Annotated in this window: 20 protein-coding genes; 14 read left to right on the forward strand and 6 right to left on the reverse strand. The window is 69.9% G+C overall.

From position 1 onward, the window contains the following. Window positions 1–9: 9 nt before the first annotated feature. The gene (locus AB7E03_RS10790) at window positions 10–588 is read right to left on the reverse strand and encodes a PadR family transcriptional regulator (protein ID WP_441780853.1); all 579 of its coding nucleotides are present in this window, start codon (window positions 586–588) and stop codon (window positions 10–12) included. Between the two features lie 98 nt (window positions 589–686). Here AB7E03_RS10790 and AB7E03_RS10795 point away from each other — a divergent pair, with 98 nt between their 5' ends. After that, the gene (locus tag AB7E03_RS10795) at window positions 687–1,208 is read left to right on the forward strand and encodes a gamma carbonic anhydrase family protein (RefSeq protein WP_489941411.1); all 522 of its coding nucleotides are present in this window, start codon (window positions 687–689) and stop codon (window positions 1,206–1,208) included. Window positions 1,209–1,232: 24 nt separating this feature from the next. Here AB7E03_RS10795 and AB7E03_RS10800 read toward each other — a convergent pair whose 3' ends face one another. The 3 genes from AB7E03_RS10800 to AB7E03_RS10810 form a co-directional block, all read right to left on the reverse strand. Further along, a complete protein-coding gene (locus AB7E03_RS10800) occupies window positions 1,233–1,856 on the reverse strand; it encodes a TIGR00645 family protein (RefSeq protein WP_489941412.1) in 624 nt (207 codons plus the stop codon). A gap of 65 nt (window positions 1,857–1,921) precedes the next feature. Continuing rightward, window positions 1,922–2,524, reverse strand: a complete 603-nt coding sequence (locus AB7E03_RS10805) for a uracil-DNA glycosylase (protein ID WP_489941413.1) — start codon at window positions 2,522–2,524, stop codon at window positions 1,922–1,924. A 9-nt stretch (window positions 2,525–2,533) separates the two neighbouring features. After that, a complete protein-coding gene (locus tag AB7E03_RS10810) occupies window positions 2,534–3,697 on the reverse strand; it encodes a zinc-binding dehydrogenase (RefSeq protein ID WP_489941414.1) in 1,164 nt (387 codons plus the stop codon). Between the two features lie 149 nt (window positions 3,698–3,846). On the opposite strand from AB7E03_RS10810, the gene kynA reads away from it, so the two are divergent. From kynA to purQ, 6 genes are read left to right on the forward strand one after another with little or no spacing between them, the layout of a single operon-like run. Further along, window positions 3,847–4,707 carry a tryptophan 2,3-dioxygenase gene (gene kynA, locus AB7E03_RS10815; RefSeq protein ID WP_489941415.1) on the forward strand — a complete coding sequence of 287 codons (861 nt, stop codon included), beginning with the start codon at window positions 3,847–3,849 and terminating at the stop codon, window positions 4,705–4,707. Further along, window positions 4,704–5,870, forward strand: coding sequence for an amidohydrolase family protein (locus AB7E03_RS10820; protein WP_489941416.1), 1,167 nt, complete (start codon window positions 4,704–4,706; stop codon window positions 5,868–5,870). The genes kynA and AB7E03_RS10820 overlap by 4 nt, the downstream gene beginning before the upstream one ends. Beyond that, window positions 5,867–7,141, forward strand: coding sequence for a kynureninase (locus AB7E03_RS10825; protein WP_489941417.1), 1,275 nt, complete (start codon window positions 5,867–5,869; stop codon window positions 7,139–7,141). Before AB7E03_RS10820 ends, AB7E03_RS10825 begins: the two co-directional genes overlap by 4 nt. Further along, window positions 7,134–7,979, forward strand: a complete 846-nt coding sequence (locus AB7E03_RS10830) for a PaaX family transcriptional regulator (RefSeq protein ID WP_489941418.1) — start codon at window positions 7,134–7,136, stop codon at window positions 7,977–7,979. Before AB7E03_RS10825 ends, AB7E03_RS10830 begins: the two co-directional genes overlap by 8 nt. Before the next feature lie 49 nt (window positions 7,980–8,028). Next, the gene (gene purS / locus AB7E03_RS10835; RefSeq protein WP_431219132.1) at window positions 8,029–8,289 is read left to right on the forward strand and encodes a phosphoribosylformylglycinamidine synthase subunit PurS; all 261 of its coding nucleotides are present in this window, start codon (window positions 8,029–8,031) and stop codon (window positions 8,287–8,289) included. Beyond that, a complete protein-coding gene (gene purQ / locus AB7E03_RS10840) occupies window positions 8,289–8,987 on the forward strand; it encodes a phosphoribosylformylglycinamidine synthase subunit PurQ (protein ID WP_489941419.1) in 699 nt (232 codons plus the stop codon). Before purS ends, purQ begins: the two co-directional genes overlap by 1 nt. A gap of 7 nt (window positions 8,988–8,994) precedes the next feature. Here purQ and AB7E03_RS10845 read toward each other — a convergent pair whose 3' ends face one another. Further along, window positions 8,995–9,366, reverse strand: coding sequence for a TfoX/Sxy family protein (locus tag AB7E03_RS10845; protein WP_489941420.1), 372 nt, complete (start codon window positions 9,364–9,366; stop codon window positions 8,995–8,997). 91 nt (window positions 9,367–9,457) lie between these two features. Here AB7E03_RS10845 and AB7E03_RS10850 point away from each other — a divergent pair, with 91 nt between their 5' ends. The 4 genes from AB7E03_RS10850 (at window position 9,458) to AB7E03_RS10865 (ending at window position 14,245) form a co-directional block, all read left to right on the forward strand. Then, a complete protein-coding gene (locus tag AB7E03_RS10850; protein ID WP_489941421.1) occupies window positions 9,458–10,042 on the forward strand; it encodes an RNA polymerase sigma factor in 585 nt (194 codons plus the stop codon). Next, window positions 10,039–10,638, forward strand: a complete 600-nt coding sequence (locus tag AB7E03_RS10855; protein ID WP_489941422.1) for a hypothetical protein — start codon at window positions 10,039–10,041, stop codon at window positions 10,636–10,638. Before AB7E03_RS10850 ends, AB7E03_RS10855 begins: the two co-directional genes overlap by 4 nt. A 132-nt stretch (window positions 10,639–10,770) precedes the next feature. Further along, window positions 10,771–13,089: a phosphoribosylformylglycinamidine synthase subunit PurL gene (purL, locus tag AB7E03_RS10860; RefSeq protein WP_489941423.1), complete on the forward strand. Its 2,319-nt coding sequence runs from the start codon at window positions 10,771–10,773 to the stop codon at window positions 13,087–13,089. 109 nt (window positions 13,090–13,198) lie between these two features. Then, window positions 13,199–14,245 (forward strand): alpha/beta hydrolase, encoded by a 1,047-nt coding sequence (locus AB7E03_RS10865; protein ID WP_489941424.1) that lies wholly within the window; start codon window positions 13,199–13,201, stop codon window positions 14,243–14,245. On the opposite strand, the gene AB7E03_RS10870 is transcribed toward AB7E03_RS10865, so the two are convergent. Beyond that, the gene (locus tag AB7E03_RS10870; protein ID WP_441780837.1) at window positions 14,242–15,162 is read right to left on the reverse strand and encodes a DMT family transporter; all 921 of its coding nucleotides are present in this window, start codon (window positions 15,160–15,162) and stop codon (window positions 14,242–14,244) included. The two genes, AB7E03_RS10865 and AB7E03_RS10870, sit on opposite strands and share 4 nt — an antisense overlap. 143 nt (window positions 15,163–15,305) lie before the next feature. Here AB7E03_RS10870 and AB7E03_RS10875 point away from each other — a divergent pair, with 143 nt between their 5' ends. The 3 genes from AB7E03_RS10875 to AB7E03_RS10885 all read left to right on the forward strand — a co-directional run bounded on the left by AB7E03_RS10875 (window position 15,306) and on the right by AB7E03_RS10885 (window position 18,238). Then, complete coding sequence (locus tag AB7E03_RS10875; RefSeq protein WP_489941425.1) at window positions 15,306–16,193, forward strand: LysM domain-containing protein; 888 nt, start codon at window positions 15,306–15,308, stop codon at window positions 16,191–16,193. A 108-nt stretch (window positions 16,194–16,301) separates the two neighbouring features. Then, complete coding sequence (locus tag AB7E03_RS10880; RefSeq protein WP_441780835.1) at window positions 16,302–17,489, forward strand: LLM class flavin-dependent oxidoreductase; 1,188 nt, start codon at window positions 16,302–16,304, stop codon at window positions 17,487–17,489. Between the two features lie 56 nt (window positions 17,490–17,545). Then, a complete protein-coding gene (locus AB7E03_RS10885; RefSeq protein WP_489941426.1) occupies window positions 17,546–18,238 on the forward strand; it encodes a CE1759 family FMN reductase in 693 nt (230 codons plus the stop codon). The last annotated feature ends 85 nt before the right edge of the window (window positions 18,239–18,323 follow it).

Here is an 18,323-nt window from a genome sequence, read left to right on the forward strand (position 1 = left end):
GGTCTTCTCTCAGTGCTTGTCCTCGGACCAGGACACTACGCCGGTCTCGAGGTCTGCGATCAGGGATTCGAGCAGTGCCGCGTCGGCCGCGGCGAGGGCTCGTTGGTAGCGCACATCCAGCCAGTACTTGGCGGGAACTCCTCGCTCGGTCAGCTGCGTGACGGCATCATCCAGAACCGTCGTGTCGGCGCGGATGAGGGACACGCGTTTGCGGAGCAGCGCGATCACCGTCTCGATCGGCAGGTTGTGCGCCTCGCCGAGCCCGAGAGGGAACTCCGGGTACTCGTTGATGGGCGTGCCGATGATGTCGGTGATGCGCTCACCGAGCACGCGCGTGCCCGCGTCGGTGATCTCGTAAGTGGTGCGCTCGGGCCGGTTGCCCTCGCGCTCGGTGCCGGTGGCGCGCACGAATCCGTGCGCCTCCAGCCGGTCGACGGTGTGATAGAGCGAGCCCGGCCGCACCTTGACCAGCCGGTCCTCGGAGCGCTGCATGAGCGTCTGGTACATCTCGTACGGATGCGACGGACGCTCGGCGAGCAGCGCGAGCGCGGCGACGGCGAGTGGGGTGAGGGTGCGGGGTTCGGACATACCTTTTCGTGCTTCCGTGTTGATTATTCCATGAGGAATATACGGCACGGACCAATCCGCGTCAAGTAGCGTGAGGTCGTCGACAGGAAGGACCGGCCATGCTCTACGCCCTCCCGGGGAAACGCTCGCCCAAGGTGGCCGACGACGCCTGGGTGGCGCCGGGCGCGACTGTCGTCGGGGAGGTCGAACTCCAGGCCGGCGCGAGCGTCTGGTACGGCGCGGTGGTGCGGGCGGACAACGCCCCGATCGTCATCGGCCGCGACTCCAACCTGCAGGACAACGTGTCCGCCCACGCCGACCCCGCCTTCCCACTCACCGTCGGGGAACGCGTCTCCGTCGGCCACAACGCGGTGTTGCACGGCTGCACCATCGAGGACGACGTGCTGATCGGGATGAGCGCCACCGTCCTGAACGGCGCCCGCATCGGAGCCGGGTCGCTCGTCGCCGCGGGGGCGGTCGTCACGCAGGGCGCCGTCATTCCGCCGCGCTCGCTCGTGGCAGGCATTCCGGCGAAGGTGCGCAGGGAGCTGACCGACGAGGAGGTGCGCGGCATCGCCTTGAACGCGGCCGTCTACCTGGAGAAGACGGCTCAGCACCGCGCCGCGGTGGCGCTCGACTGACGCCGCCGAATCCTGCTCACGCGGTCAGTGACGGGGCTTCGACATCCTGTCGATGAACGCCAGGGCGACCGCGGAGAGGATGAAGATCGTGTGGATGACGACCTGCCAGAACACGCCCTCCGAGGTGTAGCGCTCCGACCCGAGAGCCCCGCCACCCGCGATCCCGAGGTCGCCGACAGCGATGAACGTCTTCAGGAGGTGGATGGACGAGATCCCGATGATCGCCATCGCCAGCTTCACCTTGAGCACGTTCGCATTGACGTGCGAGAGCCACTCCGGCTGGTCCGGATGACCCTCGACCTTGACCCGGGACACGAAGGTCTCGTACCCGCCGATGATCACCATGATCAGCAGGTTGGCGATCATGACGACATCGATGAGCCCGAGCACGGCGAGCATCACGTCCGCCTCTTTGATCGCGCCGGGATGCGCGATCACATCCTCGGCGAGATGCCACAACTCGGTCATGAACACCCAGACGTAGATCAGCTGCGCGGCGATCAGGCCGAGGTAGAGCGGCGCCTGCAGCCACCGGCTCGCGAAGATCAGCGCGGCGATCCCGCTGCGGACCGGGCGGTTGCCGGCGGGTGCGCTCGGCGTCGGATGGGCGGCGGAAGGCGGGGCAGGTGCGTCGACGAGCTCGGTCACGGTGTCCTCAGCGTTGTGGGGGCAAGGGGCCACCACAGCCTAGAGAGATATTCTTGAGAGAACGCTCAGGCGTCGAGCATCGCCCGGTTCAGGGCGATCAGCTGCTCGGCGAACATCCGGGCACCACCCTGCGCCGGATGCCGCACCGCCGGCGCCTCGATGCCCGCTTCGGCGAGCGCCCCCTGGGCCTTTCGACCCACCGCGACGATCGTCTCGACGCCCAGAGCGCGGATCAGTTCGAGCGCGACGGGAGCGCCCTGCCGCACCTCCGAGGACCGCGGGGTGCGGTTGGTCTGCGGACGCCCGGCGATGAAGGGATGGTGCGGGTAGATCGGCCACGACAGCGGCAGCGGGCCGCGCCAGTCGCGCATCGTCTCCCACACCACGCGGCTGGATGCCTCCCACGGCGCCTGCGGCTGCGGCGGGAGCTCCAGCCCCGGCAGCACCCCGGCCTCCACCTCGCGCACCGACGTGAACGGCACCCCGGTGACCGTCATGCCGCGCCATCCCGGAGCCTCGCCGAGAAGCAGGATGGGCGCGTGCTCGATCTCGAGGTAGCGGCGGAGGTTGCGTTCGCGAAGCCCACTCAGCTCGTCGGCACCGTAGAGCAGCTCGGCGTCGTCGGGCACCGGAACCGCCCGGATCATGCCGAAGAAGTCGTCCAACACCCGACCAGGCTACGGCCGAACACCGACACGGGGATGCCCGGTTGCGGCGAGCGCCCGATCCACCTCTGCGAGCGGGAAGGTCTCGCCCACCTGCTCGGCGAAGGGATAGCGCTGCCACGCGCCGACCAGGAAGCGGACCGCCTGCTCCAGGTGGCGGGGAGCGTAGTTGTGGACGCCCCGGATGGTGAGGAGCCGGCGGACCAGCTGCTCCGGCGCGATGTCGAGCTCCGGGCCGGGCGATACCGAACCGACGAGCACGAGAACGCCGCCGACATCCACGGCGCTGAACAGCGAGCGGACGGCCGCGGGATTGCCCGAGAGTTCGAGGGCGATGGTCGGAGCCGGGGAACGGCCGCCCGTCTTCGCGAGCACGGCGGCGAGCCCCGCAGGCGAGCCCGGGGCCGCACGGGGGTCTGCGACAGCGGAGGCGCCGAACGCGCGGGCCGCCTCACGCCGCTCGGGCAGGGGGTCGCTGACGACGACGCGCGCGCCCGCCTCCACCGCCATCGCCGAAGCGGTGAGGCCGAGCATCCCGGCGCCGGCGATGAGCACGAGCGCACCCTCGAGGGGAACGATCACCGATGCTGCGTCCAGCGCGGCGGCGACCGTGGCCGTCGCGCAGGACGCCGGCGCGAGCACCTCGGCCGGGATGTCATCGGGAACCCGCACGAGCGGCGTGCCGTCGAGGATGTGCGCGTGCGTCGCGAAGCCGCCCGACAGCTCCCAGCCGCGGCGCATCCGCTCGTGGCCGTACTTCTGGAGGCTCAGGCACTTCTGTGGAAGGCCGCGCCGGCAACGCACGCACCGGCCGCACGGCACGGCGACGGACCACACGATCCGCTCACCCAGCGCCACCCGGTGACCGTCGGTCGTCTTCGCCCCGCCCCGCCCGAGCGCGACGACGCGGCCCACCTGCTCGTGGCCGAGCACGAGCGGCGCGGGCGCCTGCCGGTGGCCGAGCACCGTGTGGATGTCGGATCCGCACACCGTCGCGAGCTCCACTTCCACGAGCACATCGCCGGGTGCGAGGCGGACCCCCGGCACCGCTACCGCCTCGTGCGCGTGTCCCTCGCCCGGCCACACCATCGCCGTGGCGGACGGGAACACGCTGACCCCCATCCCGAGGCGCGCCGGTGGTTCGACGACGCGCGGGGTGACCGCCTTGATGGTCATCGGATCCTCTCGTGGCGGGTCTGCAGCGTGCCGTCAGGCTAGGAGACGGTTGCGACGGCGCGCGCAACTGACGGTAAAGCGGGAGTGAACGACGGGAGACCGGACGGGGGTGTATTGCACTTCATCGCCGATCGGCGCAGAATTGCAGCATGGCCGATGGCGACAACACCCGCGAGTTCGATCCCGACATCGTCACCGACTTCCGGGAGCGGATGTCGTACGGCTCGTACCTGGACCTCGAGACGCTGCTCAGCGCGCAACGGCCCGTGAGCCGGCCCGCGCACCACGACGAACTGCTGTTCATCATCCAGCACCAGACGACCGAACTGTGGCTCAAGCTGGTCCTCCACGAGCTGGAGTCCGCACGTGACCTCCTTCGAGCGGACGACCTCTCGCCGGCGCTCAAGCGGATCGCCCGCGTCAAGCACATCCAGCGCACCCTGACCGAGCAGTGGTCGGTGCTCGCGACCCTCACTCCGACCGAGTACGCCGAGTTCCGCGGGTTCCTCGGCAACTCGTCGGGCTTCCAGTCGTACCAATACCGCGCTGTCGAGTTCGTGCTCGGAAACAAGAACCGTCGCATGCTCAGCGTGTTCGAAAGCGACCCGGCCGCCCACGCCCTGCTCGCCCAACTCCTGGAGGCGCCCAGCATCTACGACGAGTTCCTGCGATACCTGGCGCGTGCCGGCTTCGCGGTGCCGTCCGCGCTGCTGGAGCGGGACGTGACGCAGGCCCACACCTTCACCCCGGAGCTGGTGCCCGTCTTCAGGGACATCTACGAGCACGCGAACGACCACTGGCGCGAATACGAGGCGTGCGAGGAGTTCGTCGATCTGGAGGACAACTTCCAGCTCTGGCGCTTCCGCCATCTCAAGACCGTCCAGCGCACCATCGGCATGAAGACCGGGACCGGTGGATCGAGCGGCTCGGCCTTCCTCCAGAGGGCCCTCGACCTCACGTTCTTCCCCGAGCTCTACGCCGTCCGCACCGAGATCGGCTCGCCCGCATGAGCGACGCGCATCCCGGATCCGGCGACGCCTCCGCCACCGACGCCTACCTCACGGTCGACGCCGTCTGGAACGGCCACCGCTTCCTCGGTCCGACCACCTTCCGAAGCGACGGCGAGCGCCTGCACCCTGTCGACGACATCCCGGCGCGCGCGCCCCATCGCCACCTCGGCGGGACACTCTTGCCCCGCCTCACCGACCACCACACGCATCTCGGACTGACCGACCAGCCCGCCGTCTTCGCCGGTGGCATCACGCACGCGATCGACCTCGGCTGGATGCCGGCCATCGCTGCGGGCTGGCTCACCGACGATCTCGCCCGGCCCTCCGTCTCCATCGTGGGCTCGCTCATCACGTGCCGGGGCGGCTACCCGGTCAATGCCGGGTGGGGGCCGCCGGGCTCCTCGACGGAGGTCGGGGGCGAACGCGAAGCGCGGCTGGCGGTGCGGGAGAACATCATGGTGGGAGCCTCCCGCATCAAGGTCACTCTCAATACCGAGGCGGGCGAAACGGTGGACGACCGCACCCTCCACGGAATTGTGAGCGAATCCCACGCGCATGGCGTTCCCGTCACCGTCCATGTCGAGGGCGACGGCCAGACCGCTCGCGCCGTCCACGCAGGCGCCGACCAGCTCGCCCACACCCCGTTCACCGAGCAGGTGGACGACGACCTGATCGCCGAGAGCGTCCGCCGGGGCATCGGCTGGGTCAGCACCCTCGACATCCACGGCTGGGGCGACCCGACCGAGCAGCACGCCATCGCCTCCGACAACCTGGGCCGGTTCGCGAGTGCGGGCGGCCGGATCCTGTACGGAACCGACCTCGGCAACGGACCGCTGGCCGTCGGCGTCAACGCCCGGGAGCTGCGCGGAATGCTCGAGGCGGGCGTCCATCCCGACGCCGTGCTGCGCTCGATCGCCGGGCTCCGCCGCGCCGACGACGGACGTGCGCCGACGATCGGCCCCCGGCTGGCGTGGGTCGAGGGGACCGCTCCGAGCGATCCGGCCGCCCTTCCCGACTGGCTCGCCTCCGCCCGCGGCCTCACCGTACGAGCCCTGACCACGACGCCCGAGCACGTCGACGGCCCCGGCGCCGCAGCCCCGGCCCACCCCGCTCCCGCTCCCGCTCCCGCTCCCGCCCCCACTCCTCCCGAGGACCTCGCATGACCGACTTCGACACCGCCCCTCCCCGCTCCCTCGCACCCGACGCTCTCACCGCGGCGCGCGAGCGGGACGCCGCCGACCCGCTCGCCGCCTTCCGCAGCCGTTTCGTCGGAATCGACGACGGCAGCAACGCCGTCACCGCCTACTTCGACGGCAATTCGCTCGGCCGTCCGACGCGCGCGAGCCTCGACGGCATCCAGCGTTTCCTGATCGATGGATGGTCGGACCGCCTGATCCGCGGGTGGGACGAGGAGTGGATGGAGTTGCCGTTCACGATCGGAGACCAGCTTGGCCGGGTCGCCCTCGGGGCGGCGCCCGGCCAGACGTTCGTCGGCGACTCCACGACGGTCCTCCTCTACAAGCTGGCACGCGCCGCGGTGGACAGCCTCCCCGAGCGCAGCGAGATCGTGCTCGACACCGACAACTTCCCCACCGATCGCTACCTCCTCGACGGCATCGCGCGTGAGCGCGGCCTGACGCTGGTGTGGATCGAGGCGGACACGGAAGCGGGCGTCACGCCCGAGCAGGTCGCGGCCGCCGTCGGCCCGCGGACGGCGCTGGTCGTGCTCAGCCACGTCGCGTATAGGTCCGGCTTCCTGGCCGACCTGCACGCCATCACGCGGATCGTGCACGACGCGGGCGCGCTCGTGCTGTGGGACCTCTGCCACTCCGCCGGCTCGGTCCCGGTCGAGCTCGATGCCGCCGACGTCGACCTCGCGGTCGGCTGCACCTACAAGTACCTGAACGGCGGCCCCGGCTCCCCCGCCTTCGGCTACGTGAACGCCCGGCTCATCCCGCACCTGACCCAGCCCATCCAGGGGTGGATGGGCGCGAGCGACGTCTTCCTGATGGGACCGGAGTACCGCCCCGCGGAGGGCATCCGGCGCTTCCTCAGCGGCACGCCGCCCATCGTCGGGATGCTCGCCATGCGCGACACCATCGGGATGATCGAGGAGGCCGGCATCGAGGCCGTCCGCGCCAAGTCGGTGGCGTTGACGGAGTTCGCCATCGCTCTCGCCGACGAGTGGCTCACCCCGCTGGGTGCCACCCTCGCCACACCGCGCGAGCCGGAGCGCCGTGGCGGCCACATCACCCTGCGTCACCCGGCCATGCGCGAGGTCACGGCGCTGCTCTGGGAGCGGGACGTCATCCCGGACTACCGCGACCCCGGTGGTCTGCGCGTCGGCCTCTCGCCGCTGAGCACCTCGTTCGAGGAGGTCTGCGCCGGGATGGCGGCCGTGCGCGACGCGCTCGGCGAGCTCACGCATGACTGAGGCCGCCGCCCGCGACGACCTCGAGGCCACGAGCGGCAGCGCGACGGCGCTGCTGCGCACGGTCGTCGGCAGCGTCCTCCGCCCGATCGGAGGATGGATGAGCGCGGCGGGCGCTGTGCGGCTCATGGACGACCTGGGGGTCCCGTCCACGACCGCGCGGTCGAGCCTTGCGCGACTGTGCTCGCGGGGGGTCCTCCGCCGGGAGCCCCGGGACGGGATCCCCGGGTACGCGCTCGAGCCGGCCGCCGTCTCGATGCTGGAGAGCGGGGATGCGCGCATCTTCGGCGAACGCACGGAAGCCTCCTCCTGGTGCCTGCTGTCGTTCTCCTTTCCCGAGCGCCGGCGGGCGAGCCGTGACCGGCTGCGCCGCCGGCTCGCGTCGCTCGGCTGCGGCAGCGTCGCCGACGGTCTGTGGATCGCGCCCGCCGCATTGGAGGACGAGGTCGCAGCGGCGGTCGGCATCCCCTCCGACGACCATGGCGTCGTCGCGCTGTTCGCCGACACCGTTCCCCGAGGCGACCTCGCCGCCGGCCTCGCGCGCTGGTACGACCTTCCCGCGATCCGCGCCGTCCACGAGTCGTTCGTGGGGCACTTCTCGGGGGTTGCCGCGCCCGCGGACGACGGCCAGGCCTTCGCCCTGTGGATGCGCGCGCTCGACGAGTGGCGCGTCATCCCCTACCGCGATCCCGGCCTGCCCTCCGCAGCCCTCCCTGCCGGCTGGCCGGGAGCCGCGTCTGCTGCGCTCTTCCAGCGGCTGCGGACCGACCTCGAAGGCCGTGCCGTCGCCTACGCGGCCGCCGTCGCAGCGTCGGACCGCACTGTCGGCGCCGCACGGTAGAATCGTCAGCGAACCCCCACCCCGACGCCCGAGTGAGCGGAGTATCCCCGTGCCGACGATCGTTGTTGAAGTGATGCCCAAGGCCGAGCTGCTCGACCCGCAGGGCAAGGCGGTCGCCCGTGCGCTCGCCCGCACCGGCCGCGGCGGGGTCACCGGCGTCCGCGTCGGCAAGCGCTTCGAGCTGACCGTCGACGGACCGATCGACGACGAGTTGCGCGCGACCGTGCAGGAGATCGCCGACGAGATCCTCTCGAACTCCGTGATCGAAGACGTGGTGGGCATCCACTACCCGGCGGAGGTCGACGCCTGATGCGCATCGGCGTCATCACGTTCCCCGGCTCGCTCGACGACCGCGACGCGCTCCGCGCCGTCCGACTCGCCGGCGCAGAGCCGGTCTCGCTCTGGCACGGCGAGCACGACCTGCAGGGCGTCGACGCCCTAGTGCTCCCCGGCGGCTTCAGCTACGGCGACTACCTGCGCTGCGGCGCCATCGCCTCCCTCTCGCCGATCATGACCGAGGTCGTGGATGCCGCTGCCAAGGGCATGCCGGTGCTCGGCATCTGCAACGGCTTCCAGATGCTGGCTGAGGCGCACCTCGTCGCCGGCGGGCTCATCCGCAACGACCACGGCACGTTCATCCGCCGCGACCAGCACCTGACGGTCGAGAACGCGCAGACGCCCTGGACCAATGGCTTCGAGCAGGGCCAGGAGATCGTCATCCCGCTCAAGAACGGCGAGGGCGGCTTCATCGCCTCCGCCGACGAGCTGGTGCGGCTCGAGGGCGAGGGGATGGTCGTCTTCCGTTACGCGGGCGTCAACCCGAACGGCTCCCTTAACGACATCGCGGGCGTCCGCAACGAGCGCGGCAACGTCGTCGGCCTGATGCCGCACCCCGAGCACGCAGTCGAGCCCGGCTTCGGCCCGGACACCCACGACGCCATGCGCTCGGGCACCGACGGCCTGACGTTCTTCACGTCCGTCATCCGCTCGGCGCTCGTCGAGGCGTAAGCGCCCGCTACTTCGCGGCCGACTTCCGCGGCTTCTTGACCTTCGGCGGCATCCGGCCGACCTGCTCCAGCGCCACGCCGATCCACTCGCGCAGCCTGTCCGGGTCGTCCTTCCACGCCTCGGGCAGCGAGACGTAGGCGACCATTCCGCGGGCCGGAGGGCCGTACGGTCCGGTGCCCTCGATTCCGAGCAGTCGGGCGCGCACGTCCTCGTCGGGCAGGCGAACCCCCAGTTGGTCGCCGAACAGCCCGGCGAACATGTTGCCGTTCACGAAGGCGCAGAGGTTCGCGAACATCGGCTTGACCTGGACGCCTGGCGCCTCGGGCACCACCGACCGGAACAGCTCCTCGGTCTCCTTCGACGGGCGCGGAACATGCATGGCGGCCTCCTCGCGCTCACCCTAGCCGTGCGCCGCGACCCAGGGGTATCGGTTTTGGGAACCGCGACGCCCATCCCGGACACTTCATGATGTGAGGGGAATCCAACTCGACGAGCCTGCAGTGCTCAAACGCGTCAACGCCGGTGACGCGGATGCGTTTGGAGCGCTGTTCGATCTGCACCACGACCGCGTCTTCCGCCAGGCGATGCGGCTGACGTCGTCCATCCACGACGCCGAGGATGTGACGGCCGTCGTCTTCCTGGAGGCCTGGCGCCGTCGCGACGCGATGCGCGTCGTGAACGGCTCGGTCGTCGGGTGGCTGCTGGTCATGACGAACTTCGTCTTCCGCAACTATGCGCGGTCCTCCCGTCGCTACCGCGAAGGCCTGCAGCAGCTCCCACCGCCCGAGAATGCGCCCGATCACGCCACCGTCGTGGACGACCGGATCGACCGGGATGCGCGCCGCAGCGCCTTGCGCACGGCGCTCGCCACCCTGCCCAAGCGCGACCAGGACATCCTGACCCTCTGCGTACTGGAGGAGCTCAACACTGCCGAGGCCGCCGAAGCACTCGGGATCGCCCCCGGCACCGTGAAATCGCGGCTCTCCCGGGCCAAGGGCCGGCTGGCCGCACTCCTGAACGACGACGCACCTCAGACGAACGGAGGAGAGCGATGAACGACGAGCCCACCTTCGACCCCCGTCGCAAGGCGGCGATCCGCGACCTGGTGGTCGCCAACGCGGCAGCGCATCCCGGACGCGCCGGAGGGCAAAAGCGCACCGCGCTCGTCGCGACGCTGGTGATCCTCGCGGTCAGCATCTCGGGCGGCACGGTCGCCTACGCGCTAGGGACCGGCCTCCTCGACCCGAAGCCGGTCGTGACGCAGACGCCGACACCGACGCCGACGGTCACGCCGACGCCGACTCCCACGCCGACCCCGACACCCAAGGGAGATCGTGTCGGCGAAGACCACGCCATCGCATCGTGCGCCGCCTTGAACCACATGTTTCAGGGTGACGGAGCCTCCGAAGAGGAAACGAGGGCGAACGCCCGCGAGCGCGGGGCGCTGGCCGTTGCAGAAGCGAGGAATGCGCGCGCCACCGATCCGCAGTGGAACGAATTGGCGGGCGCGGTGACAGCCGCAGCGGACCGCCTCAACGAATACCTGGACAACAATTCGCCGGCCGGCGTCGAAGCGCTCGAATCCGCCGGCGCTGAGGCGCAAGCCGTGTGTGCGCCGCTTGGTGTGACCGTCACACTGCAGCAGGGCTGACTCCGTGCGAGCAGGGTGGCGCCTGCCGATTCCCCGGCGCGGGGAACCTGAACGCTGCCCGGCCTGACCCCTCTCCGCTGCCGGTAGACTGGACACATCCCCGCCCAGCCCCGCCCCGACTGGAGTGCCCGCGTGACCGACACCACCACCACGCACGTCGTCGACACTGTCGCGAACGCGACCGAGACCCCGGAGCGGGAGCAGCCGTTCGCGGCGCTCGGGCTCAAGGAGGACGAGTACGCCCGCATCCGCGAGATCCTCGGCCGCCGGCCCACCAGCGGCGAGCTGGCCATGTACTCGGTGATGTGGTCGGAGCACTGCTCCTACAAGTCGTCGAAGATCTACCTGCGGCAGTTCGGGCAGAAGGTCAGCCCCGCCATGAAGAAGAACCTCATGGTCGGCATCGGCGAGAACGCCGGCGTCGTGGATGTGGGCGAGGGCTGGGCCGTCACCTTCAAGGTGGAGTCGCACAACCACCCCTCCTACATCGAGCCGTTCCAGGGCGCCGCGACCGGCGTCGGCGGCATCGTCCGCGACATCATCTCGATGGGCGCACGTCCGGTCGCCGTGATGGACCAGCTGCGTTTCGGCGCCATCGACAACCCCGACACCGCACGCGTCGTGCACGGCGTCGTCTCCGGCATCTCCTTCTACGGCAACTGCCTGGGCCTGCCGAACATCGGCGGCGAGACGTACTTCGACTCCGTCTACCAGGGCAACCCGCTGGTCAATGCGCTGTCCGTCGGCGTCCTTCGGCATGAGGACCTGCACCTCGCCAACGCGTCCGGCGCCGGCAACAAGGTCGTCCTGTTCGGTGCACGCACCGGCGGCGACGGGATCGGCGGGGCCAGCATCCTTGCGTCCGACACTTTCTCCGCCGGCGGCCCGACGAAGCGTCCTGCTGTTCAGGTGGGCGACCCGTTCGCCGAGAAGGTGCTCATCGAGTGCTGCCTGGAGCTGTTCCGCGACAAGCTCGTGGAGGGCATCCAGGACCTCGGCGCCGCCGGCATCTCGTGCGCGACCAGCGAGCTCGCCTCGAATGGCGACGGCGGGATGTTCATCGAGCTCGACAAGGTGCTGCTGCGCGACCCGAGCCTCACGGCGGAGGAGATCCTCATGTCGGAGAGCCAGGAGCGCATGATGGCCGTCGTCAAGCCCGAGTTGCTTGACGCCTTCCTCGCCGTCACCGCCAAGTGGGATGTCGAGACCAGCGTCCTGGGCGAGGTCACCGAGACCGGCCGCCTCGTCATCAACTGGAACGGCGAGGAGATCGTCAACGTCGACCCGCGCACCGTCGCGGTCGACGGCCCGGTGTACGAGCGTCCGGTCGCCTATCCCACGTGGATCGACGCCCTCCAGGACGACTCGGCCTCCGTGCTCGCCCGCCCGACCACCGGCGACGGGCTGCGTGAGCAGACGCTGGCCCTGCTCGGCAGCGCCAACCTGGCCGATAAGGGCTGGATCACCGACCAGTACGACTACTTCGTCGGCGGCAACACGGCCCTCGCCTTCCCGGACGACGCCGGCATGATCCGCGTCGACGAGGAGTCGGGCCTCGGCTTCGCCATCGCGACCGACGCCAACGGCCGCTACTGCCAGCTCGACCCGAAGCAGGGCGCCAAGCTCGCGCTCGCCGAGGCGTACCGCAACGTCGCCGCCTCCGGCGCCACCCCGGTCGCCGTCACCGACTGCCTCAACTTCGGCAGCCCGGAGAACCCCGAGGTCATGTGGCAGTTCTCGCAGGCCGTCGAAGGCCTGTCAGACGCCTGTCTGGAGCTGGAGATCCCCGTCACCGGCGGCAACGTCTCCTTCTACAACCAGACCGGCGACACCCCGATCTTCCCGACTCCGGTCGTCGGCGTCCTCGGCGTGATCGACGACGTCGCCCGGCGCATCCCGAGCGGCTGGCAGGACGAGGGCGAGAACATCTACCTCCTCGGCACCACCCGCGAGGAGCTCGACGGCTCGGCCTGGGCGGGAACCATCCACGGCCACCTCGGCGGTCACCCGCCGGCGGTCGACCTTGCCGCGGAGCGTTCGCTCGCCGAGGCGCTGCACGCGGCGTCGGTCGAGGGGCTCATTTCGTCGGCGCACGACCTCGCCGACGGCGGCCTCGCTCAGGCCCTCGCCGAGAGCGTCATGCGCTTCGGCGTCGGCGCCCGCGTCTGGCTGACCGAGATCGAGGAGCGCGACGGCGTGGATGCGGCGACCGCCCTGTTCTCGGAGTCGACCGCCCGCGTCCTCGTGACCGTCCCGCGCGAGGACGACGTGAAGTTCCGCGGTCTGTGCGAGGGCCGCGGCATCCCGAACCTGCGCATCGGGGTCACCGACGCCGAGGTTGGCGCCCAGCCCGTGCTCGAGGTGCAGGACCTCTTCACGATCGGCCTGGAGGAGCTCCGCGGCGTGCACCGCTCCACCCTCCCGGAGCACTTCGGCCCGACGGTCGCCTGACGCGCCTCACTCCCCGCCCAGCCAACAGCTCCTCACTTTCTCCGCCCGACACGCCGTCGGAGGGCCGAATTACTGAGGAGGCGTTGGGCGCCGACGATACGGTGAGCGCATGACCCGTGCGCGCGCCGACGAGCTGCCAGTGCGTCCGCTCCTCTCCCGGCGCGCACGTCGCGTCGTCTCCGTCACCGCTCTCGTCCTGCTGTGCGTGCTCATCCTCGCCAGCCTGGCGTCAGCGTCGCCGTGGCCGTCGGCCCTCGTGATCCGCAGCGTCTTCGAGAAGGGCGCCGCCGAGACGGTCGCCGAGATGAAGCCGTTCGTGCCGACGACCGGCATCCACGCGCAGACCGGTCTGCGGTACGCGCCGGGATCGCCGGACACAACCTTCGACGTCTTCCGCCCGGACACCGCCGACGAGCCGTTGCCCACGGTGGTGTGGATCCACGGAGGCGCCTGGATCTCGGGCGCGAGCGAGAACGTCGACCCGTACCTGCAGATCCTCGCCGCCGACGGGTTCACGACGGTCGGCCTGAACTACACCGTCGGGCCGGAGGCGACCTATCCGACCGCCGTCCGCCAGCTCAACGAGGCGCTCGCCTACCTCACCGCGCACGCCGACAGCCTCGGCATCGACCCCGACCGGATCGTCCTGGCCGGCGACTCCGCGGGTTCGCAGCTCGCCAGCCAGCTCGCGGTGATGACGACGAACCCGGAGTACGCCAACCTGTTGGGCATCGCCCCTGCGCTGGAGCCGAGCCAGCTCTCGGGAGTCGTTCTGAACTGCGGTGTGTACGACCTGGGTGCACTGGCAAGCCTGACCGGCATCGACGGGTGGGGATTCAAGACGGCCCTGTGGTCGTACAGCGGCACCAAGGAGTGGTCGCAGACCTACGTCGGGTCGACCATGTCGACCATCCAGCACATCACGCCCGACTTCCCGCCGACCTACATCTCGGGCGGCAACGGCGACGGTCTGACCTGGACGCAGTCGGTCCCGATGGCGGAGGCACTGCGCTCGAAGGGCGTGGACGTGACGGAGCTGTTCTGGCCGGCGGAGCACCAGCCGGCCCTCCCGCACGAGTACCAGTTCCACCTCAAGTTCGCCGAGGCGCACCAGGCGCTGGAGGCGACGCTCCGGTTCCTCCACGCACACACCTAGCGGGCGGCGGCCTCCGCGGCGGCGAGTTCCGCCTGGCGCCGTGTGAACAGGCGCACGCGCTGCTGGGTGAGCAGGATGCCGGCGATCACGACGAGCGCGCCGACCGGCTCGTTCCAGGTGAGGTGCTCCCCGAGGATGAGGATGCCCAGCGCGACGCCGACGACGGGCGTGACGTACGTGACGCCCGAGGTGAGCGTCGGTCCCCACGCGCGGAGCACGTTCATGTTCCAGATGTAGACGACACCGGTTCCGAGTGCCCCGAGTGCGAGCAGCGACAGCAGCACCGGCCAGCTGAATGTGATCGGGTGCCACGCGATCACCGGGGTCAGGATGATCATGATCACGGCCGCCAGCCCGATGTTGAGGAACGCGCTCGTCGTCGCCGACACCTCCCGCGGGCTGATGAAGCGGCGGATGTAGCCGAAGCTGAACCCGTAGCAGGTGACGGCGCCGAGGCAGGCGAGCTGGCCCCAGAGACTGCCGGCGAGCGCATCCACTGCCCACGGGCCCACCACGATGACGACGCCGACGATGCCGACGAGGACGCCGAGCACTTGGTCGCGGTTCAGCTTCTCGACACGGAAGGCCGCGGTCGCGAGGATCGCCGTCGTGATCGGCGTGACCGCGTTGTAGATGCTCGCGAGACTCGACGAGACGTACTGCTCGGCCCAGGCGAAGAGGAGGAACGGGATGACGCAGTACGTCACCGCGACCACCGAGAAGTGCACCCACACGATCGGCTCGCGCGGCAGCCGGACGCGCATGATCAGGGCAATGATGCCCAAGGTCACCGCGCCGAAGACGAGTCGCGCCCAGGCGACCTGCCCGAAGCTCACCCCGGTGAGGGCGACTTTCATGAACAGGAAGCTGGCGCCCCAGATGAGCCCCATGGCGATGAACTGAACGGCGACCTTCACCATCTGACGCTATCGGTCGCCACCGACGCGGACCAGCGGGAATCGGACGAGGATGCATCAGATCCGGCCAGCGTCGCCGGCGCGCTCACGAGATGGTTGAAAACCGGTCGCTCTGTATTGATAACCTTCCGGTCGGGGGGACAATGACTCGTCAGACTACTCAGCGCCGCATCGTGACGCTCGCGGGCGCCGCCGTCGCGCTCGGCGCCATGCTCACCGGGTGCGCGCTCTTCGCGGGAGCAGCGCCGCGCCCGGTGTCGGCGCACACGCACCATTCGACTCCGAAGCCGCACGCGACGCCGAGTGCGACGCGCACGCCGGCCTCGCCCACGCCGTCACCGGTGGCCGCACCTCCGCCGCCGCCTCCGACACTGACGCCGGTCGCCCAGGGGACAGTTGTGGCCGAGGGCAACGTCGCGTCGCCCAAGGGCAGCATCCACTTCCACTACCGGATGGTGTCGAACGGCGACAACACGTACTCGGCGGTCTACACCGACTTCACGTCGACCGTTCCCGTTCCCGTGTCCGTCACGCTGTTGGAACTTCCGCCGAGCGTGGGCGACGGGCTGACCTATCACGGGATCGGCGATCACCAGCTCGGCGGACCCACCACCTCCGCCGCTCCGGCGTCCTCCGCGCCTCTCGGCTACGTCGGCAACGCGTCCTTCCTGGGAACCTTGGTGACGTACTCGTCCGTCGCCTCTCCCGACGGTGTGCCGCTCGAACTCGGCCCCGACAAAGTCCTCGCCGTGAACACCATCCACTGGTCGATCCCGCCCCGGCAGACGAACGTTCACCCTGTCGACGGGGGCACTCGGCCGCACGCGTCGGGAGCCGTCACGGCGACCACCGCATCCGGCGCGCCCGCGAGCTACGTGGTCGGGAGCGACGACACCTTCGACATCGTGGCGGAGCGCTTCGGCATCACGTCACAGGCACTGCTCTGGCTCAACGCGAACGGGCAGCAGTTCGACGGCCGGCTGAACCTCTACCAGGGCACCACCCTGAACCTGGATCCGGAAGCGCTCTGAGCCGCTCTACCCGCTGACCGTCGCCCGCGGCAGGATGGGAATACCTCACCGCCTGTCGCGTTGTATGCATTTGCATAGAAACGGCGAGAACAACCAGAGGAGCCAGACATGCAGTACGGAATCTTCTCCGTCAGCGACATCACCCGGGACCCGGTCTCCGGTGAGACGCCGAGCGAGGCGGAGCGCATCGACGCGATCGTGAAGATCGCGACCCACGCGGAGGAGGTCGGCCTGGACGTCTTCGCGATCGGCGAGCACCACAACCCGCCGTTCTTCTCCTCGTCCCCCACCACCCTGCTGGCCCACATCGCCGCCCTCACCGAGAAGCTGACGGTCACCACCTCGACCACGCTGATCACGACCAACGACCCGGTGCGCATCGCCGAAGAGTACGCGATGCTCCAGCACCTCTCGAAGGGACGCATGGATCTGATGGTCGGCCGCGGCAACACCGGCCCCGTCTACCCGTGGTTCGGTCAGGACATCCGGCAGAGCCTGCCGTTGGCGCTCGAGAACTACAACCTCCTGCACCGGCTGTGGCGTGAGGACGTCGTGGACTGGGAGGGACGCTTCCGCACCCCGCTGCAGGGCTTCACCTCCACTCCGCGGCCCCTCGACGACGTTCCGCCGTTCGTGTGGCACGCCAGCATCCGCACGCCGGAGGTCGCCGAGCAGGCCGCCTTCTACGGCAACGGTTTCTTCGCCAACAACATCTTCTGGCCGAAGGAGCACTTCCAGCGGCTGATCGCGTTCTACCGCGAGCGCTTCGAGCACTACGGCCACGGCACCGCTAAGGAGGCGATCGTCGGACTCGGCGGCCAGGCCTTCATCGCGAAGAACTCGCAGGACGCCAAGAACCAGTTCCGTCCCTACTTCAACGAGGCGCCCGTCTACGGCAACGGCCCGACGATGGAGGAGTTCACGGACGCCACGCCGCTCAGCGTCGGCAGCCCGCAGGAGATCATCGACAAGACCCTCACGTTCCGCGAGTGGGCCGGCGACTACCAGCGCCAGCTGTTCCTCATGGACCACGCGGGCCTGCCGCTGAAGACGGTGCTCGAGCAGCTCGACCTGCTGGGCGAGCACGTCATCCCGGTGCTGCGCAAGGAGACCGAGGCCCGCAAGGACCCGGAGACGCCGGATGCGCCCACCCACGAGTCGCTGGTGAAGGCGAAGTACGGCGACGCCGACCCGCGCCAGCCGCGTCCCAACGCGAACCGCGGCGACAACGTGACCGGCGGATCCCCGTACCAGGACACCGAGGCCGAGGTCGAGGCGAGCTACCCGGCGCTCTGACGCCGACGCTCACGCTCACCGAGAACTCGATACTCGATCCGAGAGAAGGACAGACCATGACCACTACCGACAAGCGGCCGTTCCGCGTCGTCGTGGTGAACGCGGGCGTCAGCGACCCGTCGTCCACCAAGATGCTCGCCGACCGGCTCGCCCTCCGGACGGAGGCAGCCGCCCAGCGCGACGGCCGCACGGTGGAGACGCTCAACCTCGACCTCCGCGAGCTTCTGCCGGAGCTCGGCGCGGCCCTCGCGTCGGGGCACCTCGGCCCGAAGTTCACGAAGGCGGTGGAGGCGCTGAAGTCGTCCGACGGGATCATCGCGGCGGCCCCGGTCTACAAGGCCGGAGCGAGCGGACTCTTCACGTCGTTCTTCCAGGTGCTCGACAACGACCTCCTCATCGCCAAGCCGGTCGTGCTCGCCGCGACCGCCGGCACCGCGCGCCACGCGCTCGTGGTCGACGGCGAGATGCGGTCGCTGTTCGCGTTCCTCCGCACGATGACCACGCCGACCTCCGTCTTCGCCTCCACCGAGGACTGGCAGGACAAGGCGCTCGGCAAGCGCATCGACCGGGCGGCGCGGGAGCTGGTCGTGCTCATGGAGTCCGAGGTGGAGTCGAAGATCACCGACACCTCCTGGGACAGCTACCAGCACGAGTTCGGTTCAGCGGGCGGCAACGAGCTGGGCATCGACCTCGGTTCCGACCTCATGCGGCTCGCCGCGGGCGGGACGCTGCCGGGCGCGCGCCGGTAACCACCGCCAAGCCTTCCATCCGCGAACAGGCCCCGGGTTTCCCGGGGCCTGTTCGCGCGTTCGGGCACCGTGCCACGCGGTAGGG

The organism is Leifsonia sp. RCC_180, from assembly GCF_058138205.1.

Bases quoted from the DNA above. Each gene is read 5' to 3' on its own strand.
- AB7E03_RS10790 (WP_441780853.1), bottom strand. From the start codon at position 588: ATGTCCGAACCCCGCACCCTCACCCCACTCGCCGTCGCCGCGCTCGCG.
- AB7E03_RS10795 (WP_489941411.1), top strand. From the start codon at position 687: ATGCTCTACGCCCTCCCGGGGAAACGCTCGCCCAAGGTGGCCGACGAC.
- AB7E03_RS10810 (WP_489941414.1), bottom strand. From the start codon at position 3,697: ATGACCATCAAGGCGGTCACCCCGCGCGTCGTCGAACCACCGGCGCGC.
- kynA (WP_489941415.1), top strand. From the start codon at position 3,847: ATGGCCGATGGCGACAACACCCGCGAGTTCGATCCCGACATCGTCACC.
- AB7E03_RS10820 (WP_489941416.1), top strand. From the start codon at position 4,704: ATGAGCGACGCGCATCCCGGATCCGGCGACGCCTCCGCCACCGACGCC.
- AB7E03_RS10825 (WP_489941417.1), top strand. From the start codon at position 5,867: ATGACCGACTTCGACACCGCCCCTCCCCGCTCCCTCGCACCCGACGCT.
- AB7E03_RS10830 (WP_489941418.1), top strand. From the start codon at position 7,134: ATGACTGAGGCCGCCGCCCGCGACGACCTCGAGGCCACGAGCGGCAGC.
- purQ (WP_489941419.1), top strand. From the start codon at position 8,289: ATGCGCATCGGCGTCATCACGTTCCCCGGCTCGCTCGACGACCGCGAC.
- AB7E03_RS10845 (WP_489941420.1), bottom strand. From the start codon at position 9,366: ATGCATGTTCCGCGCCCGTCGAAGGAGACCGAGGAGCTGTTCCGGTCG.
- AB7E03_RS10855 (WP_489941422.1), top strand. From the start codon at position 10,039: ATGAACGACGAGCCCACCTTCGACCCCCGTCGCAAGGCGGCGATCCGC.
- AB7E03_RS10865 (WP_489941424.1), top strand. From the start codon at position 13,199: ATGACCCGTGCGCGCGCCGACGAGCTGCCAGTGCGTCCGCTCCTCTCC.
- AB7E03_RS10875 (WP_489941425.1), top strand. From the start codon at position 15,306: ATGACTCGTCAGACTACTCAGCGCCGCATCGTGACGCTCGCGGGCGCC.
- AB7E03_RS10880 (WP_441780835.1), top strand. From the start codon at position 16,302: ATGCAGTACGGAATCTTCTCCGTCAGCGACATCACCCGGGACCCGGTC.
- AB7E03_RS10885 (WP_489941426.1), top strand. From the start codon at position 17,546: ATGACCACTACCGACAAGCGGCCGTTCCGCGTCGTCGTGGTGAACGCG.